At 70.5% G+C, this 19,342-nt stretch carries 13 protein-coding genes; 5 read left to right on the forward strand and 8 right to left on the reverse strand.

Annotation, left to right across the window (positions count from 1 at the left end; genetic code table 11):
* Window positions 1-78 precede the first annotated feature (78 nt).
* The 3 genes from ACFU7D_RS19710 to ACFU7D_RS19720 form a co-directional block, all read right to left on the reverse strand.
* Window positions 79-1,713, reverse strand: coding sequence for a hypothetical protein (locus tag ACFU7D_RS19710; protein WP_378870221.1), 1,635 nt, complete (start codon window positions 1,711-1,713; stop codon window positions 79-81).
* A gap of 25 nt (window positions 1,714-1,738) precedes the next feature.
* Window positions 1,739-2,359 carry a hypothetical protein gene (locus ACFU7D_RS19715; RefSeq protein ID WP_378870223.1) on the reverse strand — a complete coding sequence of 207 codons (621 nt, stop codon included), beginning with the start codon at window positions 2,357-2,359 and terminating at the stop codon, window positions 1,739-1,741.
* A gap of 118 nt (window positions 2,360-2,477) precedes the next feature.
* Complete coding sequence (locus ACFU7D_RS19720; protein ID WP_378870225.1) at window positions 2,478-4,775, reverse strand: hypothetical protein; 2,298 nt, start codon at window positions 4,773-4,775, stop codon at window positions 2,478-2,480.
* Between the two features lie 200 nt (window positions 4,776-4,975).
* Here ACFU7D_RS19720 and ACFU7D_RS19725 point away from each other — a divergent pair, with 200 nt between their 5' ends.
* On the forward strand, window positions 4,976-6,061 hold the full coding sequence (locus ACFU7D_RS19725) for a right-handed parallel beta-helix repeat-containing protein (protein ID WP_378870228.1): 1,086 nt from the start codon (window positions 4,976-4,978) through the stop codon (window positions 6,059-6,061).
* On the opposite strand, the gene ACFU7D_RS19730 is transcribed toward ACFU7D_RS19725, so the two are convergent.
* Window positions 6,048-7,529: a lipopolysaccharide biosynthesis protein gene (locus tag ACFU7D_RS19730; RefSeq protein ID WP_378870230.1), complete on the reverse strand. Its 1,482-nt coding sequence runs from the start codon at window positions 7,527-7,529 to the stop codon at window positions 6,048-6,050. The two genes, ACFU7D_RS19725 and ACFU7D_RS19730, sit on opposite strands and share 14 nt — an antisense overlap.
* Complete coding sequence (locus tag ACFU7D_RS19735) at window positions 7,526-8,647, reverse strand: glycosyltransferase family 4 protein (protein ID WP_378870232.1); 1,122 nt, start codon at window positions 8,645-8,647, stop codon at window positions 7,526-7,528. The genes ACFU7D_RS19730 and ACFU7D_RS19735 overlap by 4 nt, the downstream gene beginning before the upstream one ends.
* A 171-nt stretch (window positions 8,648-8,818) precedes the next feature.
* Here ACFU7D_RS19735 and ACFU7D_RS19740 point away from each other — a divergent pair, with 171 nt between their 5' ends.
* The gene (locus ACFU7D_RS19740; RefSeq protein ID WP_378870235.1) at window positions 8,819-9,574 is read left to right on the forward strand and encodes a CDP-alcohol phosphatidyltransferase family protein; all 756 of its coding nucleotides are present in this window, start codon (window positions 8,819-8,821) and stop codon (window positions 9,572-9,574) included.
* Window positions 9,571-11,484: a glycosyltransferase gene (locus tag ACFU7D_RS19745; protein WP_378870239.1), complete on the forward strand. Its 1,914-nt coding sequence runs from the start codon at window positions 9,571-9,573 to the stop codon at window positions 11,482-11,484. Before ACFU7D_RS19740 ends, ACFU7D_RS19745 begins: the two co-directional genes overlap by 4 nt.
* Window positions 11,485-12,201: 717 nt before the next feature.
* On the opposite strand, the gene ACFU7D_RS19750 is transcribed toward ACFU7D_RS19745, so the two are convergent.
* The gene (locus ACFU7D_RS19750; RefSeq protein WP_378870242.1) at window positions 12,202-13,476 is read right to left on the reverse strand and encodes a DUF222 domain-containing protein; all 1,275 of its coding nucleotides are present in this window, start codon (window positions 13,474-13,476) and stop codon (window positions 12,202-12,204) included.
* A 459-nt stretch (window positions 13,477-13,935) separates the two neighbouring features.
* Between ACFU7D_RS19750 and ACFU7D_RS19755 the strand changes: the two genes are divergently transcribed.
* Complete coding sequence (locus tag ACFU7D_RS19755) at window positions 13,936-15,138, forward strand: MFS transporter (protein ID WP_378870245.1); 1,203 nt, start codon at window positions 13,936-13,938, stop codon at window positions 15,136-15,138.
* A 6-nt stretch (window positions 15,139-15,144) separates the two neighbouring features.
* On the opposite strand, the gene ACFU7D_RS19760 is transcribed toward ACFU7D_RS19755, so the two are convergent.
* On the reverse strand, window positions 15,145-16,260 hold the full coding sequence (locus ACFU7D_RS19760; protein WP_378870247.1) for a DUF1972 domain-containing protein: 1,116 nt from the start codon (window positions 16,258-16,260) through the stop codon (window positions 15,145-15,147).
* 117 nt (window positions 16,261-16,377) lie between these two features.
* A complete protein-coding gene (locus ACFU7D_RS19765) occupies window positions 16,378-17,718 on the reverse strand; it encodes a glycosyltransferase family 4 protein (protein WP_378870249.1) in 1,341 nt (446 codons plus the stop codon).
* Between the two features lie 123 nt (window positions 17,719-17,841).
* On the opposite strand from ACFU7D_RS19765, the gene ACFU7D_RS19770 reads away from it, so the two are divergent.
* Window positions 17,842-19,218, forward strand: coding sequence for an AMP-binding protein (locus ACFU7D_RS19770; protein WP_378870251.1), 1,377 nt, complete (start codon window positions 17,842-17,844; stop codon window positions 19,216-19,218).
* Window positions 19,219-19,342 lie beyond the last annotated feature (124 nt).

Genomic DNA, 19,342 nt, shown 5'->3' on the forward strand with positions numbered 1-19,342 from the left:
GGGCCCGGAGCATGCCCACCGCCTCGGCCAACCCCTCGGGGCGCCGATAGGTGAGCATGCCCACCCAGACCGGCTGGGTCATCGGATCGTGACCGTCACCCAGTCAGACCGAGAGATGTTGCCGAGCGGGTCCACTGCCTCGATCTTGTACTTCTGCGACGAGCCGCTGGTGCGGGCGGTGTCGGTGAAGGTCATCGCGGTGTGCTTCCAGAACGGGGCCGAGACCTTGACGGTCTTGATCGGCGTCGAGTCCAACGTCCCGCGGTAGAGCTTGTAGGTGACGGTCGCGTTGTCCTTGTCGGGGTTGCCCGGCCACTTCAGCGTCGCCTTGCCCGTCGACGGCGAGGAGCCGGTCAGCTTCCACGCCGCCCCCTTCAGCGTCGGACCGACCTTGTTCGGCGCGACGTCCTTGACGGCGAACCGCACCAGGCCCTGCTGGGCGACGCCGTTGACCTTCAGGAACTCACCGCCGTAGACCACGTAGCTGGAGTTGGCGGTCACCGTCCAGGTCGACTGCTGAGCGCTGGTGTAGGTGCCGTTGGTCCACTTGGGGTACCACTCCAGGAACTCCGGGCGCGGGGTTCCGGGGTGGTCGGGGTAGTCGTACTTGTCGTCGGCGATGTTGGTGCCGCGTACGTCCTGGGTGACGGCGGTGGCGTGGTACCAGCTGCGCGGCTTGGTCTCCGGGAAGCCGCCGGAGGTGCCGCAGTGGTGCTTGTGGCTGGCCTGGTAGACGGCGTCGGCGGTCGGCCAGATGGCGTAGGTGTCGCCGTGGCAGTCCTCGAGCCAGGTCAGCTTGCCGGTGGCCCAGTCGGACTTGAAGGAGCCCTCGGAGTTGCCGCCGCTGCCGTAGTTGTAGCCGGTGCCGTAGAAGCTGGTGCCGTCGGACTCGAGGGAGAGGATCGCCGCCTCCGTGCCGCCGTTGCGGATCTCGTCGTTGACCGGCAGTGCCAGCGAGCTGCCCGAGGAGACCTCGAGCCTGGCCAGGCCGTAGCCCGGCTTCGAGGAGCCGTTGACGCTGGTGAACGCGCCGCCGATCACGATCTTGGTGCCGTCGGAGGAGACCACGATGTCGTTGACGTTGCCGCCGGCGACCTTCGGGTTCATCGGCAGCAGGCCGGTGCCGGTGTCGCCGGGCTTGACGGCGGCGACCTTCGTACGTGCCGTGTTGTCGGCAGAGGTGAACACGCCACCGTAGAAGACCGCGCTGGAGGTGGCCGCGACCGCGTTGGTGGTCGAGTTGAAGATCGGCCGGAAGCTCGTCGCCTTGCCGGTCGCGAGGTCGATCGCAGCACCCCGGTAGCGGTTGACGCCGTCGACCTGGGTGAAGCCGCCGGCGACGTAGAGCAGCTTCTTGTCGGGCGAGAGCGCCATGTCCTTGACCTGGCCGTTGAACTTCGGCGCGAAGCCGGTGACCAGGGCACCGGTCGAGAGCCGGTAGGCCAGCATGTTCGACCGGGCCGTCTCGCTCGTGCCGGCCGCGGCACCCGCCGGGCGGGCAGAGGTGAAGCTGCCGCCGACGTAGACGATGTCGCCGACGATCACCTGCTTCCAGGCGACGCCGTTGATCTGCACGGTGGGAAGGACGTCGGCGGAGACCGTCTTCGGGAGGTCGGTGTCGGTCGGCGCGGTGTCCGCGGATGCGGAGGTCACCGAGGTCGCCAGGGTCAGGCTCGTTGCCACGAGCACCAGCACAGCCAGGATCGGCTTCATCACATCTCTCATCGTGGGGGGAGGGTTATCGCTGGGGTCGGCCCTTGAAGACCACCACGTCGGCGCCGTTGCCCAGATCGAGCTCGACGCGTACGGGACGGGCTTGCTCGGGGATCTGGAAGACGTAGACGCCCTTGGCCGACTCGCCGTCGGCGACCGAGGCCGGGAACGGCACCTCGCCGTCGGAGGCGACGCTGACCGCAGGGGTGCGCTCGGGACCGTAGTAGGCGTTGACCACACCGAGCGCCAGGTCGAGCTTCTTCCCGGTCTGGTTCTTCACCTTCACGGTGATCGCGAGCGCCGGGCCGCCGATCTCGCCGGGCAGGCTCGCCGTGGCCTGGACCGAGTCGATCCGGGCCAGCCGGGCTGTGACGCCCGGGGAGGTGGTCGCCACGGACTTCAGACCGAGCGCGCGGTTGCCCTCCGACGACTCACCCTCGTCGTCCGCTGAGTCGGAGGACGAGGTGGACTCCTTCTCCGACGGGGTCGCCGTCGAGGAGGGGGCGGCGGCCACGGTCGAGTCCGACCCGGCGTTGGCCGGTCCGGACGGGTTGCGCACGATGAGCACGACCGCGACGCTCACCAGGACGACGGCAGCGACGGCTGCCGCGACGTACATCCTCGAACGCGGGACTTGAGGGAGCATGGGGGATCTTCCGCGGGCGGATCGGACAAAGACATTGAGTTGAGACGGTGCATTCAAGCCCAAGTCGGCCGCCCGTGGGTGGATCCGAACACCCACTCCCCAAGATCGGGTATGCCTTCTACTCCTCCGCCACCGATAGATCGTCATAGCCGACACGGACCGGTGTGGTGCCGATCGTCGAGGAGCCGAAGCTGCGCAGCATCACGCCACCGGCAACCTGGTTGGCCGCGGTCGAGTCGGAGAGCTCGTACGTCCATCCCGACGGCTCCGCGGAGCCGGCCGGCCACACCTTGGTGCGCACGGTCGCCGGCGAGGTGCCGCTCACCTGGAGGCGGACCATCAGCCGGTCGCCGGGCATGACGCTCAGGCCTGCGACGGCGTTGGCGCCGACGACGGGGGTGCCGCTCCGGACGAGGTGGAGACCGACGGTGCCGTCCGGGTTGAACCGGAGCCGGGAGGCGTAGTGGTCGGCGCCGGAGACCCGGGCGCCGAGGATCGACCACACGTAGCCCGCGTCGGGGAGCCGATCGACGCCGACGCTGACGGTCGCGTCGACATCGGTCGCCGAGACCTCGCCTAGCCGGGACTCGGTGGTCCCGCCGGGAGTGACCGAGTGCCAGCCGCGGCCCTCGGAGACCGAGAAGTTGCCGGCGGTGCCAGCACTGCGGGTCCAGGTGCCGCCGGCGTCGGCGGTGCCCCAGCCGCTGGTCTCGGCTCGCTGGAAGGTGTCCTCCGCGATGGTGCCCTCGGCCGGCGGGACGGGCTCGCCGTCGACCTCGACGGTGACCCACTCGGTGGGCGACCGGTTGCCGAACGCGTCCTCGGCGACGACGCGGTAGCTCTGGGTGGTGCCCGGCGGCGCCTCGGTGTCGAGGAAGGTCTGGGTGGTCTGCTTCCAGAAGGCCGCGGTGACCGCTCGGGTGTGGATCGGGGCGACGTCGCTCGAGCCGCGGTAGACCTTGTAGGTCACGGTCGCGTTGTCCTTGTCCGCGTTACCGGGCCAGGTCAGCCGGACCTGGCCGTCGGCGGGCGAGGTCGCGGTGAGGCCGAACTCCGCGCCGGACAGGCCCGGGCCGACGTCGTTGGGCGCGATGTCCTTGACGGCGAAACGCACCAGCCCCTGCTGGGCCACGCCATCGACCTTGAGGAACTCGCCGCCGTAGACGACGTAGTCGTCGTTGGCCGCCACGGTCCACGGCGCCTGGTTGGCGCCGGTGAAGGTGCCGGGAGTCCACTTCGGGTACCACTCCAGGAACTCCGGTCGCGGAGTGCCGGGGTGGTCGGGGTAGCCGTAGATGTCGCGGGTGTTGGTGCCGCGTACGTCCTGGGTGACCGCGGTCGAGTGCTGGAAGCTGCGCGGGCTGGTCTCCGGGAAGCCGCCGGAGTTGCCGCAGTAGTGCTTGTGACTGGCCTGGTAGACGACGTCGGCGGTCGGCCAGACGGCGTAGGTGTCGCCGTGGCAGTCCTCGAGCCACGTCAGCTTCCCGGCGGCCCAATCGGCCTTGAAGGTGCCTTCGACGTTGCCGCCGCTGCCGTAGTGGTAGCCGGTGCCGTAGAAGCTCGTCCCGTCGGACTCCAGGGAGAGAATCGCCGAGCTGGATCCACCGTTGCGGACCTCGGAGTTGACCGGCAGCGCCATCGAGGCACCGGTCGCGACCTTGATCCGGGCCAGGCCGTAGCCCGGGTTGGAGGAACCGTTGACCTTGGTGAAGTTGCCGCCGATCACGATGTCGGCGCCGTCGGGCGAGACCACCAGATCCTGCACCGACCCGTTGGAAACCGTCGGGTTCATCGACAGCAGCTGGGTGCCGGTGTCGTTCGGCCGGACGGCGGCCACCTTCGTACGCGCGGTGTTGTCGGCGGAGGTGAACACCCCGCCGTAGAAGACCGCGTCGGCGGTCGCCGCGACCGCGTTGGTCGTCGAGTTGAAGATCGGCCGGAAGCTCGTCAGCGCACCGGTGGCCAGGTTGATCGCCGCGCCGCGGTATCGGTTGACGCCGTTGACCTGAGTGAAGCTGCCGGCGAGGTAGAGCAGGGACTGGTCGGGCGAGAGCGCCATGTCCTTGACCTGGCCGTTGAGCGTCGGCGCGAAGTCCGCGATCAGCTCACCGGTGGAGAGCCGGTAGGCCAACAGGTGCGTCCGCGGCGTCTCGTCGGTGCCGGCCGCGGCGCCGGCCGGACGGGCTGAGGTGAAGCTGCCACCGACATAGACGACGTCACCGACGATCACCTGCTTCCAGGCGACCCCGTCGATCTGCACCGTCGGAAGTACGTCGGCCGAGACCGTCTCCGGCAGCTCCGGGTCGATCGGCGCCGTGTCCGCCGTCGCCCCTCCCGACATGACCAGGCTGCTCACCCCGAGAACAGCTGCGACCGCCCCGGCCGCCAGCAGACGCCACTCGTGAATCCGCGTCATCATCCATCCCTGCACAAGGCGGCCACCTCGGCCGCGACACGGCAGTGTCGCGGACACCTATGGTCATCCGCCCGTCAATCGCCCATTCCATCCCCTGAATCGGGTATGTGTTGGACCCAGGAGCCCAACCCTCCCAAACTGCCTGGTGCAGACTCCGGCCCCGTCAGTAGGCTGCCCAGCCCACAGGAAGGCGTACGTCTTTGGCTGTCCCGTCCCCGATCCGCCTCGGCATCTCCGCGGTCGTCACCGCGGTCGCGCTGGGTTCGACCTACGCGTTGACCACAGGTCCCGCTGAGGACCGCACGCCGCGTGCGGAGAGGAGCTACGGCGATCTGCCGCCCGACGACTTCGGCGGGCCGGCGACACTGTCGCCGTCTCCGTCAGTCTCCCCGACCGCCTCCTCCACGCGCATCCCGAGCCCTTCGGCCAGCCCGAAGCCGAGGAAGCGGTCGACCCAGTCGGCGCAGCCCAACCGCTCCGGTGACCGTCCGGACGAGGCGGTCGAGGCCGAGCCGCTCGCCGCGGCACCGGGGACAGGCGTGCCTGCCAACACCAAGCTCCGCGTCCACCGCGGCGACCTGGTGATCCGGACCGCTGGGAAGGTCGTCGACGGCCTCGAGGTGCACGGCCGGATCAACGTCGAGGCGCCGAACGTGACGATCCGCAACACCTTGGTGATCGTGCCGACCGGCTCCGAGACGGCTGGGATCTCCAACAACAACGACAACGGCGCCGGGATGCTGGTCAGCAACGTCGAGGTGCGGGCCGAGAACGCCGCGCCGGGCGTCAACGGCGTGGTCGGCCATGACTTCACCCTGCAGAGCTCCGAGATCCACGATGTCACCGACCAGGTCCACATCACCGGCAGCAACGTGACCGTGCGCGACAACTGGTTTCACGACAACTACCACTTCGAGTCCGACCCCTACCAGGGCGGCGGGGCCTCGCACGACGACTCGATCCAGATCATCGGCGGCCGCAACATCACCATCGCGGGCAACCGCTTCACCGGCGCCTACAACGCCGGCGTCATGATCACCCAGAGCATCAGCGACGTCGACGGGGTCACGATCCGCGACAACCTCCTCGGCGGGGGCGGCTGCACCGTCAACATCGCCGAGAAGGGCCGCGGCCCGGTCGGCGGCCTGGTGATCCGCGACAACCGGTTCCTCAGCGATCAGCGGATCGACGGCTGCGCGATCATCCATCCGTCGTCCACGACGGTCAGCCACTCCGGCAACGTCTGGGACGACACCGGCCGCCCGGTCGCGCTCAGCCGCGGCTGAGGCGATCCTCGATCGCGCCTCGCACCGTCTCCGCCAGCGAGATCACGTCGCGGCGGATCGAGGGGATCAGCAGCAGGACCGCGTACGCCGCAACCCCGGCCAGCACGCAGACCGGCACCGCCAGCGCCGGATTCTGCCCGTGGAGAGCGGCGGCGGTGGCATAGGCGGCGGCCGCGACCGATCCCGCGACCAGCAGGATGCGGGCCGCGCCCAGGTAGAGCCGGCCGACGCGGAGCTGGGTGCGGCGGGAGAGCCACCACAGCGACAGCGGCCACTCGAGGAGATGCGCGATCGCGTAGCCGGCCGCGACGCCGGTGATCCCGTAGCGCACCCCGACCAGGATGCAGATGACCTTCAGGGCCGAGGCGGCCAGCGTGTAGTGACGCAGCTCGGTGGTCAGCCCGTGGGCGAGATAGACCCAGTAGCCGACATAGGCCAAGGTCTGGAACAGACCCCCGCAGGCGAGCAGGGCGAAGATCCCGGCGACGTCCCAGCCGGGACCGAGGAAGAGTGCGCAGATCGGGACCGCTGCGCCGGCGACCAGACCCAACCCGGCGCAGAGGCTGTAGCCGAGCGCGAGCTGGCCGCGCTCGACGAAGCGCTGGGTGAGCGCAGCGTTGTCGCGGATGCGGCTCAGCACCGGCAGCGCGACCGTCGTGGTGGGGCTGCGCAGCTGACCCAGCGGCGTCATCAGCAGCTGCCAGGCGCGGTTGTAGGTGCCGAGCTGGTGGGCGCCCAGGCGGGTGCCGATCAGCACGGAGTCGATGTTGTTGGCGGCGTAGTTGATCAGCTGCGTACTGGCCAGGGACCAGCCGAACCTCAAGAACCCGCCGATATCGCCGCCGCGCCGCGGCCACCCGGGGAGCCAGCCCGCGCAGGCGCCGGCGACGACCAGCCCGGCCGCGCTCTGGACGAGCTGCTGGACGACCAGGGACCAGTAGCCGGCGCCGTTGGCGGCCGCGTACGCCGCGACCCCCAGCGCCAGCAGCGGCCCGGCGGTGTCGGCCGCGACCAGTCGGGTGAAGAGCATCCGGCGGGTGAGGTCCGCGCGATACTGCGCGGCCATGCCGTTGAGCCAGAACATGCCCGCCATCGCGACGGTCAGCGAGGTCAGGGCGGGTTCGTCGTAGAGGGCTGCGATGAGCGGTGCGACAGCGACCGCGATCAGCGCGAGCGCGGCGCCGATGCCGGTGTTGAGCCACCACAGGTTCGACTGCTGCACGCGGGTGAGCACCTTGGCCTGGACGGCGGCCGTCGAGAGCCCGAGGTCACGGAAGATCTCGGCGAAGGCGATGACCGCCAGCACCATCGCGACCAGCCCGTAGTCGCGGGGGCTGAGCAGCCGGGACAGGACGACCACCGAGGCGACCTGGACCAGGATGCGTACGCCCTGACCCCCGAGCACGACCAGACCGCCGCGGGTCGCGCTTCTGCCGAGTCCTGAGTGGGGGTTGTCGATCACCTTCACCCGAGGACCTCGGCGGCGATCTCGCGTCGGTAGCGCTCGGCGCCGAAGCGCTCCTCGGCGTCCTTGCGGCCGGCGGAGGCGAGCTCGGCGGCGAGGGTGGGGTCGACGGCGAGCCGCTGGATCGCGTCGGCGAGCTCGTTCGCCTCGCCGGGAGTCACCAGGAGACCGGTCTCGGCGTTGGTGACGATCTCGGCCAGGCCCTGCACGCGGCTCGCGACCAGCGGTCGTTCGGCGAGCAGCGCCTCGACCGCGACGTTGCCGAACGGCTCGACCCGCGAGGGCACCAGCACGACGTCGGCCTGCTCGAGCTCGCCCGCGGGCTCGGCGACGTAGCCCAGGAAGTCGACGCTGCCGGCCAGGTCGCCGGCGTCGGCCCGGTCGCGGAGCTCCTGCTCGAACCACTCATAGCCCGCGAACACCGACCCGCACACCCGCAGCCGCGCGTCGATCCCCCGCCGGCGCACCTCGGCGAGCGCCTCGAGTGCCACGTCGGTCCCCTTGCGCGGCGAGAGCCGCCCGACCAGCACCAGTCGCAGTGGGCCGTTCGGGGTCCGGGTGCGCGCGGCCGCGACGGACTCGGGCCCCGGCACCCCGTTGTAGACGACGGTCGTACGCCGCCCGAGCGCGGGCAGCGTACGGGCGAGGACGTCGCGGGAGGCCCGCGAGTTGGCCACCACGCGGGTGGCCAGCAGGAGCGGAGCGGTCAGGGCGAGGCGTACCGGCCTGGGCTGGTCGTCCTCGGCCTCGTGCACGTGGCAGACCACGGGGACGCGGGCGGCACGGGCGACGATGATCCACCACTGGATCGTCACCGTGTTGACCAGCAGCCGGCTCGGCCGGACCCGCCGCCACAGCCGCGCCGCCCGCACCCAGAAGACCGTCAGCGCCGCGACCAGCCGGACCAGGCCGGTGGGGCTGAGGTAGGCCTTGCGCAGCACCGGGAACGTCATCACCTCGACGCTCGCACCGGCGGCCTCGAGCAGCGGGAGGAGCGGTCCGCGCTCGGGTACGACGACGGTGACCCGCTGTCCCGCCTGGTGCAGCCCACGCACCGTCTCGACCAGCTGAAGATCGGAGCCGTAGACGTCCGGCGACGGGTGGGCGACCAACAAACGCATGATGAGCAACCGTATGTCACCGGGACGGCCCGGGCCGAAGGTCCTGGCAAAGTCCTACCCAGATCTGGGGAGAGGGCAGGCCTGGCGCCCGCGACCGGCTCGGGGTCATCTAGGGTCCCGCTGTCCCTCCCCTCCCCCACGTATTCACGTATGAGCAAAGCAGGATCGAGCATGGCCGCGACCGGCGCCGAACGCGCCCCTGGCGGGTTCCGTACGCACCTCGAGGCCCTCGCTCGGGCGCAGAAGCCCTCGCTCAACACCGCGGCCTACTCGCGGCTCGTCAACCGGCCCGCCGGCCGGGTCGTCGCCGCGGCCGCGCACACCCTCGGTGCGAGCCCCAACCAGGTGACCGCATTGAGCGCGACCCTCTCGGCGGCCGGGCTGGCGGTGCTCGCGCTGGTCGAGCCGCGCTGGTGGACCGGGGTCCTGGTCGCGGTGCTGCTGGCCGCGGGCTACGTGCTCGACTCCTCCGACGGCCAACTCGCCCGGCTGCGTGGTGGTGGGTCGCGCTCGGGCGAGTGGCTCGACCACACCATCGACTGCTTCAAGACCGCCAGCCTGCATCTGGCCGTCCTCGTGTCCTGGTATCGCTTCGGCCCGGCCACCGACGGCTGGCTGCTGGTGCCGCTGGGCTTCGAGGTGGTTGCTGTGGTGACGTACTTCGGGCTGATCCTGATGCCCACCCTGCGCCCGGCTCCTTCCGGAGCGCCGGTAGCGGTCCACGAGAACCCGCTGCGCAAGTGGGCGCTGCTGCCGATGGACTACGGCGCGCAGTGCTGGATGTTCGTGCTGCTCGGCTTCGGGGTGGTCTTCTCCTGGATCTACGCCCTGGTCTTCGTCTGCAACGCCGCCGCGCTGGCCATCGCGCTGCGCAAGTGGTGGCGTGAGCTGCGCGTCCTCGACGGCGCGGTCGAGGTCTCGTCGTGAGCGAGCTCTCCCGGCTGGCCGTGGTGGTGGTCAGCTACGGCGATCCCGCGCTGCTGGAGCGGCATACGACCAAGGTCGCCGCCGCGCTACGGCCCGCGCGGATCGTCGTGGTCGACAACCACTCGACCGACGCCAACCGGGCCGCGGTCAGGGCCCTGTGCGAGCGTGAGGGCTGGACCGGCGTCTTTCCCGGCACCAACACCGGCTTCGGCGCCGGCTGCAACCTGGGTGCCGCGGCCGCGCTCGCCGAGGGTGCCGAGGTGCTGCTCTTCCTCAACCCGGATGCCACGATCGACGCCGAGTCGGCCGTACGTCTCGTGGCCGCCGTCGAGGCCGAGCCGCTCCTGCTCGCCGGACCGACCGTGCTCGGCCCGGACGGGTCGGTCGCCTCTGCCGGGCTCGATCTCGACCTGGAGACCGGGGCGATGCGCCCCTGGCGGCGCCGCGCGGCCCTCCCCGTCGAGAGCCCTGAGGCGGAGACTCTGCCCTGGGTCACCGGCGCCTGCTTCACGGTCGCACGTGAGCTCTGGGAGCGGCTGGCCGGCTTCGACGAGCGCTACTTCCTCTACTGGGAGGACGTCGATCTGTGCGCCCGGGCCCGGGCGTTCGGCGGCCGGGTCGCGGTCGTCGACGGGGCCTCGGCGGTCCACTCCGGCGGTGGCACCCAGCGCGCCGAGGGTTCCCGCGCCAAGTCGCCGGCCTACTACTACTTCAACATCCGCAACCGCGCCCTCTTCGCCCGGACCTGGCTCAGCCGGGAACGGGAGCAGGCCTGGCGTCGCGGGGCGGTCGGGGCTGCGTACGAGATCCTGATGCGGGGAGGCCGCCGACAGCTCCTGCACCCGGTGCGGCCGCTCTCCGCGGTGATGCGTGGGCTGCGCGACGGGCGCCGCGACCGGCCGGTCCGGGTCCTGGAGTCGGTCCGGGAGCTGCGCGCGACGACCAACCCCTACATCGTCCAGCTCGTCGAGACCCTGGGACGGCGCGACGACACCGAGGTGCTGCTGTTCGGCTGGGCCCGGGCCATCGCGGGCCGCTACGACGTCTTCCACGTGCACTGGCCCGAGCTGCTGGTGACGTCGGCACGTACCCCGCTGCGCCGGCTGGCCCGCCGCCTGCTCACCACCGCCTTCGTCGCCCGGCTGCGCCTGACCCGGACCCCGGTCGTACGCACCTGGCACAACCTCGTCCGACCCGACGGCCTGAGCCGCTGGGACCACCGGCTCCTCGACGCCCTCGAGCGCCGCACCCGGCATGTCATCCGGCTCACCGACCAGACCGCTCCCCCGCTCGACGTGCCGACCTCGACGATCGTCCACGCCCACTACCGCGACTGGTTCGAGCCGGTAATCGACGCGTTCGCCGAGCCCGTCGAGACCGTCGACAGGCGGGTGCTCTACTTCGGCCTGATCAAGCCCTACAAGGGTGTCGAGCAGCTCCTGGAGGCGGTCGCCGACAGCCCCGAGGCAGACCTGGACGTACGCCTCGTCGGCTCCCCCTCCGACCCCGCCCTCGCCGAGCAGGTCCGCGCCGCAGCGGCGACCGACACCCGGGTGAGCGCCGACCTGAGCTACGCCGACGACGCCACCCTGGCCGCAGAGATCACCGCCGCCGCCCTGGTGGTGCTGCCCTACAAGGCGATGCACAACTCCGGCGCCCTCCTGCTGGCCCTCTCCCTCGACACCCCGGTCCTGGCCCCCGACAACGAGGTCAACCGTCGCCTGGCCGAGGAGGTCGGCGAAGGTTGGCTCCACCTCTTCGAGGGCACGGTCAGCATCGAGGACCTGGAACGTGCGTTGAAGGCGGTCGCGGCCGGCCCGCCTGCCGAGCGCCCCGATCTCTCGGCTCGGGAGTGGCCGGAGTCGGCTGCGCTGCACGCTGCGGCGTTCCGGGCTGCGTTGTATCCGTAGTCGCGCTCGACTCCGGGGCCGGTGATGACACAAGTTGTACATCGACGGTCAGTAGGTCATCGACTGTTGCTGCGTGCTGGTGTTGGCCGCCGACCCTTCCTTGAAGGGTGTTCTCAACGGCCCCCGGAGTAAAGGCGATGTATCGAGCTTGTCGAGATGACGGCCTTCGGCCGCCGGCTTCGCCGGTCGCCTTCGGCGATCCTTGACACCGGGCTCCGTTGAGAATTTTGGCTGTATACAGGGTCGGCGGCGGGGTTTGGCGCAGCGGATTCAGTTGGGTACGGGCTTGGCGGCCGTGGGCTGGTCGTGTTGCCCTGTGGGTCTTCTCCCTCGGGCGCGCCTACGTCAGTGGGCGCGCCCTTGTGAACGATTCACAATCGCCGTACGACCGCCGACTCGGCGCAACTGTCTCGCGCCAGGACGTTGATTCGGTACGGGACCCCAGATCATCCTTTCCCGATCCGCAGCGCCACCCAAGGTTGGGACGTTCCCGCCATAGCGGCGCCCCGAACAGTCCTCGCGCAGCCTCGGATTTCTGGATGAGACAGTCGCGCCGATTCACCGGATTCGAGCGGGACAGTTGCGCCGACTCGGGAACTCTGCCCGGGACAGTCGCGCCGACTCGGGCAGAGCTAGGCGGGCCGCTTCGACCGGGGGGCGAAGCTGGCAGACGGGTGGCACCGACTGATGCGTTGGAATCGTCGACGTGCTGCCGGGTTAGGGGCGGCGGGTGAACCGGATGGTGCCATCCGGTAGTCGCTCATGGACGTACGCCGGGGCGTGCGCGAGCCGATGGTGATGAGGACACAACAGGGCCCCGTCCTTCAGATCGGTCTTCCCGCCGGCGGCCCAGGGGTCTAGGTGGTGGGCGTCGCACCATTCCGGTGGCATGTCACAGCCCTCGGCCTGGCAGCACTTCTGCTGCAGCCGGAGTGCCTTGCGTTGGATGGGTTGGAAGAACCTGCTGGCCCGGCCGGCGTCGAGGACCTCACCATCACCGCCCAGCACCCAGGGGATGATGGTCGCATTGCAGGCCATCCGCCGGGCCTCGGCCGCGGTGATGGTGGTCCCGTTGGTCTCGTCGTAACCCAGGGTGGCGACCCCGAGGTCCTTGCGGAGCTCCTCGAGCGAGATCACCACATTCACGGTGGTCGCATCGCCCCCGTGGCGGGGCAGCGCGGCGGGGTCGAGGGTCTCCAACAGCCGCGAGAACCCCTGACCCATCAACCGTTCCCAGGGCGGCAACGCCGCGCCCTTGCCGACCAGCTGTTGTTTGCGGGGTTGGGCGTAGGCCTCGACCAGCCGCTTGAACCGCATCCCGATCGAGGTCGGCAGCACGCCGTCGAACCCGACGGTGCCGTCATGGTTGTCCCAGATCCGCAGCGCGGTCCTCTGCTGGGCGCGTTCCTCCTCGGCGAGCAGTGCCTTGGCTTCGGCGTCTTCGAACCGGGCGGGGTCGACCTCGGTCAGAATCTTCCGGCCGACGATCCGCAGCTCGTTCGCCGTCAATTGGGTCGCGTAATCCACCAGGAGCTTTTCGGCCAGGGCCAGGTCCTCGGCACTCGCGACAGGGTCGGCACGGACCTTGTCCAACGCCCGGGTGATGACACGGGCCTTGTCCAAAGACACCACCCCCTCGGCCAGACCGGCAGCCACCAGGTCGTACTTCGCCACCCGGGTCGCGAGTTTGAGCTGCGAGCGCGCCGCCCCCTTGTCGACCAACAACTCGGCCCGCATCCACGCGGAGGCATCCTTCGCACCGGTCTCCTCCGCGATATCACCCGCAGCAGCGAGCACCCGCAGTTTCAGAGCGGCCTGCTGGGCCTGGAGCTTCTCCAACCGTCCCAGCAGGTCCTTCTTCTGGCTCGTGCGCCAATAGGCCGGGTCACTCGCGAGGAGGTCGTGGAGGGCGGTCTCGATGGCCTCGAGGGCGGCGTCGATCGCATCGCCGGGGTTGGTGCCCCAGGGGTCGACCTCGCGCCCGAGACTCATCGCCAGTCCTTCCTTCAAGAGGTGTTGTGATGGGTCTGATTCTACGCCGTATCCACCCTCGTTGCCATCTATTTTCCCAGTTCAAACCCTGTTTTCGCGATGAGCGAACGTCCTCGCTCCTGTGGATGGTAAGTGGCCCGTAGGGCCACCACTCCGCCCCCAGCAACACCATCTGTCGCAGGAGTCAATGTGCTGCGCCACACCCGGGCCGCCGCCCCGATAGCCAGCCAAATCTTTCTCGGCGGGCCCCGGTGTCAAGGACCGCGATAGCGGCCGGCGAAGCCGGCGGCCGCAGGCCGTCCTTTACTCCGGGGGCTGTCGAGAAGACCCTGAGGAACGGGTCGGCGGCCCACACCAGCCCTCGGGTGAGACGTTCCGGCAGGGAGGTCTCGACAGACCCGCCCATCTGCTCCAACGGCTCGACCACCGGGGACACCAGTCCTTTACTAACCTGACAGCGTGCCCCACACCCCCGACTCGTCCCCCCGACGCCCCCCGTTCTGGATCTCAGTAGCCTCGTTCGTGAGCAGCTTCGACCGATTCGTGGTGAGCCCGATCCTGGTCCTGGTGGCAGCAAGCTTCGGGGTCTCGGTGGGACAGGCGGTGGCGATCGCGAGCGGCTACTACCTGGCGTACGGACTCTGCCAGCCGTTGTGGGGAGCCCTCTCGGACAGGTTCGGAAGAGTCCGCCTGATGCAGGGGGCGCTCGTCGGGGCGGGGATCGCCGGGCTCGTATCGGCCGCGGCACCGAACCTGATCACGCTGGTCGTGGTGCGGGTGGTCGCGGGAGCGTTCTTCGGGGCGATCGTGCCGACCTCACTGACGTACGTCGGGGACACCGTCTCCGACACCCACAGGCAGCGCGCACTGTCCGACCTGATGGCCGCGATGGCGGTGGGGACCGCGCTGGCCGCGGCCGCGGCGGGGATCACCGGACAGCTGGCGGGATGGCGGGTCGTGTTCGCGGTGCCGGCGCTCGTGGCACTGGTCAGCGCCTGGGGCCTGCGCTCGCTCGCCGAGCCGCCACGAACCACCACCGGCGGGGTCAAAGCCTCGTTCCGGGCGGCGCTGAGCAACCGCTGGGTGATCGTGGTCGGGCTGCTCGTCTTCGTCGAGGGCGGCCTCGTCCTGGGGGTCCTCACCCTGCTCGCACCGGCGCTCCAGGCGCAGGGCGTCGACGCCGCGCGGGCGGGACTGGCGGCCGCTGCGTACGGCATCGCGGTCCTGCTCTCCTCGCAGGTGCTCAAGGCCCTGACCCGGCGGCTCCCGCGCTGGGCGCTGATGGGGATCGGAGGCGTCGCGCTGACCGCCGGGTACGCCGCCGCGACCATGAGGGTCTCGGTGCCCACCATCATCGGCATCGTCGTGATGCTGGGGATCACCTGGGCCTTCCTGCACACCTCGCTGCAGACCTGGGCCACCTCGATCGTCCCCGAGGCGCGCGGCACCGTCGTCGCCTGCTTCGCCGCCTCGCTCTTCATCGGCAGCTCGATCGCGGCCGTGATCGCCGGCCCGGCCGCCGACCACAACCAGTGGCACACCCTCTTCACCGTCTGCGCCGCGACGGCGGCGGTCCTCACCATCGCCTGCGTCATCGCCTACCGCGCCTACACCGCCCGCGAGGCCACACCACGCACCGCGGACGTCCCTACCGACGTCTAGAAGAGGTCAGCGCAGGTGGGCGCGGATGAGCTGCTCGTACTGGTCGGTGATCCGGCTCCAGGTGAACTCGGCGGAGTGACGATCCCGGGCGGCCGAGGACAGTGACGCCGCGAGGTCGGGCTCGGACAGGAGCCGCTCCAGCGCGGTGACGATGCCGGTCTCGTCGGAGAAGTAGAGCGCGGCGGCGTCGGCGACCCAGCGGTTGTAGCGGTTGTCGTGGGCGATCACCGCGTTGCCGCAGCCGAGCGCCTCGACGAGCGAGGGGTTGGTGCCGCCGACCTGGTGGCCGTGGACGTACGCCACCGAGTGGAAGCGCAGGGCCGAGACGATGTCGGTGTCGTAGATCGCGCCCATGAAGACCACCTCGTCGCTGGCCGCCTCGAGGACGGCGCGCTGGTAGTCGTCGGCGCGGTCATAGGAACCCAGCACGACCAGCTGCCGGCCCCAGCGTCGGCTGGAGAACGCCCGGACGACCTCGAGGATGCTGTTCTCCGGGACCGGCCGGGCGACCACGGTGAGGTAGGAACCCGGCTCCAGCCCGTGGTCGAGCACCGGCCACTCGGGTGCGTCGACGACCCGCGGCGCGCCGTAGGCGATCGTGGTGATCTTCTCGGCCGGCACCCGGGTCTCCAGGTGGCGCGCGATCTCGGGGTGGTCGGCGATGAGGTGGTCGCCCAGCCAGCAGGCGGCCCGCTCCTGGGTCCACAGGAACGCCTTCTCGGGGCCCGACCACCGAGCCCGCTTCCACTCGATGCCGTCCATGTTGATGATGTTGGGGACGCGGCGAGAGCGCAGCACGGAGTTCAGCGCGCCGGTGTTGTAGCCGAACGTCACGCACACGCTGCCGTCCTCCGCGGCCTCCCGGGCAGCATGGCGCACCGCTCCGACGTCGAACTCGATCGTCCCGCGCGGGCCGTCGTGCCGCGCCGGTACGTGGACGCGCTCGATGCCCTTCCAGGAGTCGATGCGCAGGTCCGCGTGCGGCTCGTCGTCCTGGCAGTAGACGACCACCCGCCAGCCGCGGTCGACCAGGTCGAGTCCGATGTTCTCCACGGCGGTCTCGAAGCCGCCGTGGGCTGCGGGCACACCACGGGTGCCGAGCATCCGTACAGTTGGGGTCACGTGGGGTTGACTCCTATATTTTAGGAGCCGACGGCCCCTATTTTCAGCACAAGGAGCCATCCAAGAGCATCCGCGGGGACCGCGGACGCCAACCCAAGGTCATTTACCCGAAATGGGTTACGTCACCGCAGGTCCCCGGGTCAGCACGAACTGACGCAGCGCGTCCGGATCGTCCAGATCGACGTACTCGAACCCGTCCACCGCCGCCGGCGCCTCGCCGATCGCGCACATGGAGTCGTAGACCTGCACGTACGCCGCCGACTGCGGGCCCCAGTCGAGCACCTTCGCCGCACGTTCCCGTGCGCGCAGGGCGAGCTCGACCCGCAGCTCGGGATCGTCCAGCAGCGACTCGACCGCGTCGGTGAACGCGGTCACGTCCCCGGAGGGAACGAAGAGCGCCGCGTCCTCGGCGGAGACCCGCGTCTCGACCAGGTCGAAGGAGACCGACGGCAGGGCGTACGCCATGTACTCCATGGTCTTGTTCATCGTCGAGACGTCGTTGAGCGGCGTCTTCAGGTCGGGGCACAGGCCGATGGTGGCGGCGCTGAGGTGCTGAGCGATCAGCGCCGAGCCGGCCCGTCCGGTGAAGGTGACGACGTCGTCGAGGCCCAGCTCGGTGCAGCGTCGCTCGAGGTCCTCGAGGCAGTCGCCGAAGCCCATCAGCACAGCGTCGACATCGCTGCGGCCGCGCCGGTGGACGAGCTCCTCCATGACCTCCAGCACCGTGTCGACACCATCTTGCGGACCCATGATCCCGAGGTAGACCAGGGTGTGGCGCCTGCCCGTGTCATCGCCCTGGGCAACGACGTCGTGGGGCCGCACCGGGCGCATCACCGAGGTGTCCGGTCCGCTGCGGACCACGGTCACGTCCGCGGGTGCCATCCCACCGCGGGTCATCGCGACCTTCCGGTAGGACTCGTTGGTCGAGATGACCTTGTCGGCGGTGGCGTACGTCTGCTTCTCGAGCCAGCGCAGCGCGGCCAGCTGGGCGCGGCCGGACAGCGACGTCGGTGCACCGAAGCGGGAGAGGAAGAGCTCGGGGTTGAGGTCGTGCTGGTCGAAGACGAACCGGACGCCACGGCGCTTCCAGATGCGGGCCAGCAGCCAATAGGTGTCGGGCGGGTTGCACGCCTGCATGATCGCGAACGGGCGGTCCCGCCAGACCTTGTTGGCCAGCAGCGCCGTGCGGATCCAGCAGTAGACGAACTCGAGCAGGTAGCCGAGCACGCCGCGGGCCTGCGGCGCGGGCCGATACTTGTAGATGCGTACGCCGCCGAGCTGCTGGCGCCCGGGATCGCCGGGACCCTTCGGGCAGATCACGCTGACCTCGTAACCGCGCGCGACCAGCGCCTGGCACTCGAGCCAGACACGTCGGTCGAGCGGCACCGGAAGGTTCTGGACGATGATCAGCACGTGCGTCTTTGCGACGCCATGTCTCTGCTGGGCTGCGTTGACCATATGAGCAGCGTTGAGGAGCACGCAGACCCCCTCGACGGGGACGCCCGGCATATCCCCGAATCCGGGGATCGTGATCGGTGACGCGGGTCCCCCAGGGCCATTCGGCTCCTAGCGTCGCCTGGTGTGAACCCGCTGGCCGAGCGCATCCGTTCCGTACGCACCCGACCCCGGTCGCACGCCGTGATCGCGGACCGGCGCACGTCGGTCGGCGCGGACGGGCTGGTCGGCGCGGCCGAGGAGCTGCAGCTCGCCCTCGTCGCGGCCGCCGGTCGCCCGCAGCCGCTGGTCGCGGTGTCGCTGCCACTGTCCACCGACGCGGTGGTGGCGCTCGTCGCCGCGATCCTCGGCGACCTCTCGGTCTGCTTCGTGGACCCCTCGGCGACCGAGGAGCACCGCCGGTCGCTCCTCCAGGCGCTTCATCCCGACGTCGTGCTCGACCGGTCGGGGATCCGGGCGGTCGCGTCGTCGTCCCGTTCCGACCTCGAGGCCGGGTACGTCGCGATGTCCTCCGGCTCCACCGGCGGCGGTCCGAAGGGAGTGCTGTCGTCCTGGGCCGGCATCGACGCCTTCGTCCCGCACGGCGCGGCCGCGCTCGATCTCGACGCCTCCTCGGCGTGGGCCGAGGTCTCGCATCTCTCCTACGACCTGGCGATGACCAACCTGCTGGTCGCCCTGGCCGCCGGATCCTCCCTCCACCTGTCCGGATCGCTGGGCGACCGGCTCCGGCCGCTCGGCTTCTGCGCCCGGGTCGAGGCGACGCACCTGCGGCTCGCCCCTCGGTTCATCGACCTCGCGGCCGCCGAGCGGGTCGACGAGGCTCCGCGGAGCCTGCGGGTGTGGGGCTCCGGCGGCGACCGGCTCTCCGCCGCCGACGCGCAGCGGGTCTTCGACCTGGGCGTCCCGACCGTCGTCAACACGTACGGCACCAGCGAGACGATCGGCTTCGCCAGCGCCGCCCGGTTCGATGCCGGCGACGACCTGCCGGCGGTCCACGGCGCGGTCGGGATCGGACGCGGGGCGGTCGGGGCGTGGCGTACGTCCATGGAGCCGGCGGGCGAGATGCTGGCCATCGAGTCGCCTCACCTGCCCGGCGGCTATCTCTTCGGCTCCTCGAGCGGCGAGTTCCCGCGCTGGGACGGGCCGGAGCGGGTGCTGACCGGCGATGTCGGGGCCCGGCGCGGCGAGGAGCTCTTCTGCCTGGGGCGGGCGGGCCGGCGGGTGAAGCGCAGCGCGAGCTTCGTCGACCTGGACGCCCTCGATGCCGAGGTGAAGCAGGCCTTCGGCCTGGCCACCTTCACCGCCGCCACCCCCGCGGGCGACCTGGTCAGCCTCGTCGAGGGCCCGGGGGCTCAGCTGGACGATCTCCGTCGGGGCCTCCCGACGGTGCTGCGGCCCGACTCGGTCCCCGACGTACTCGTCCCCGTCGCCCAGCTCCCCCGCCTCGGCAACGGCAAGATCGACCAGGCTGCCGCTCAGGCCCTGGTCTCGACCGCTGGCTGACCCCGCGGGTCACCGCCGCTGACCCCCGCTGACCGTCCCACCCCCGCTGGTCGAGCCGCCGGAGCCGCTAGGCGGAGGCGTGTCGAGACCAACACGGTCCCATCGAGCGCGGAGGGGACCGTGT

This window comes from Nocardioides sp. NPDC057577 (assembly GCF_042801335.1).
In the GTDB taxonomy this organism is placed as follows: domain Bacteria; phylum Actinomycetota; class Actinomycetes; order Propionibacteriales; family Nocardioidaceae; genus Nocardioides.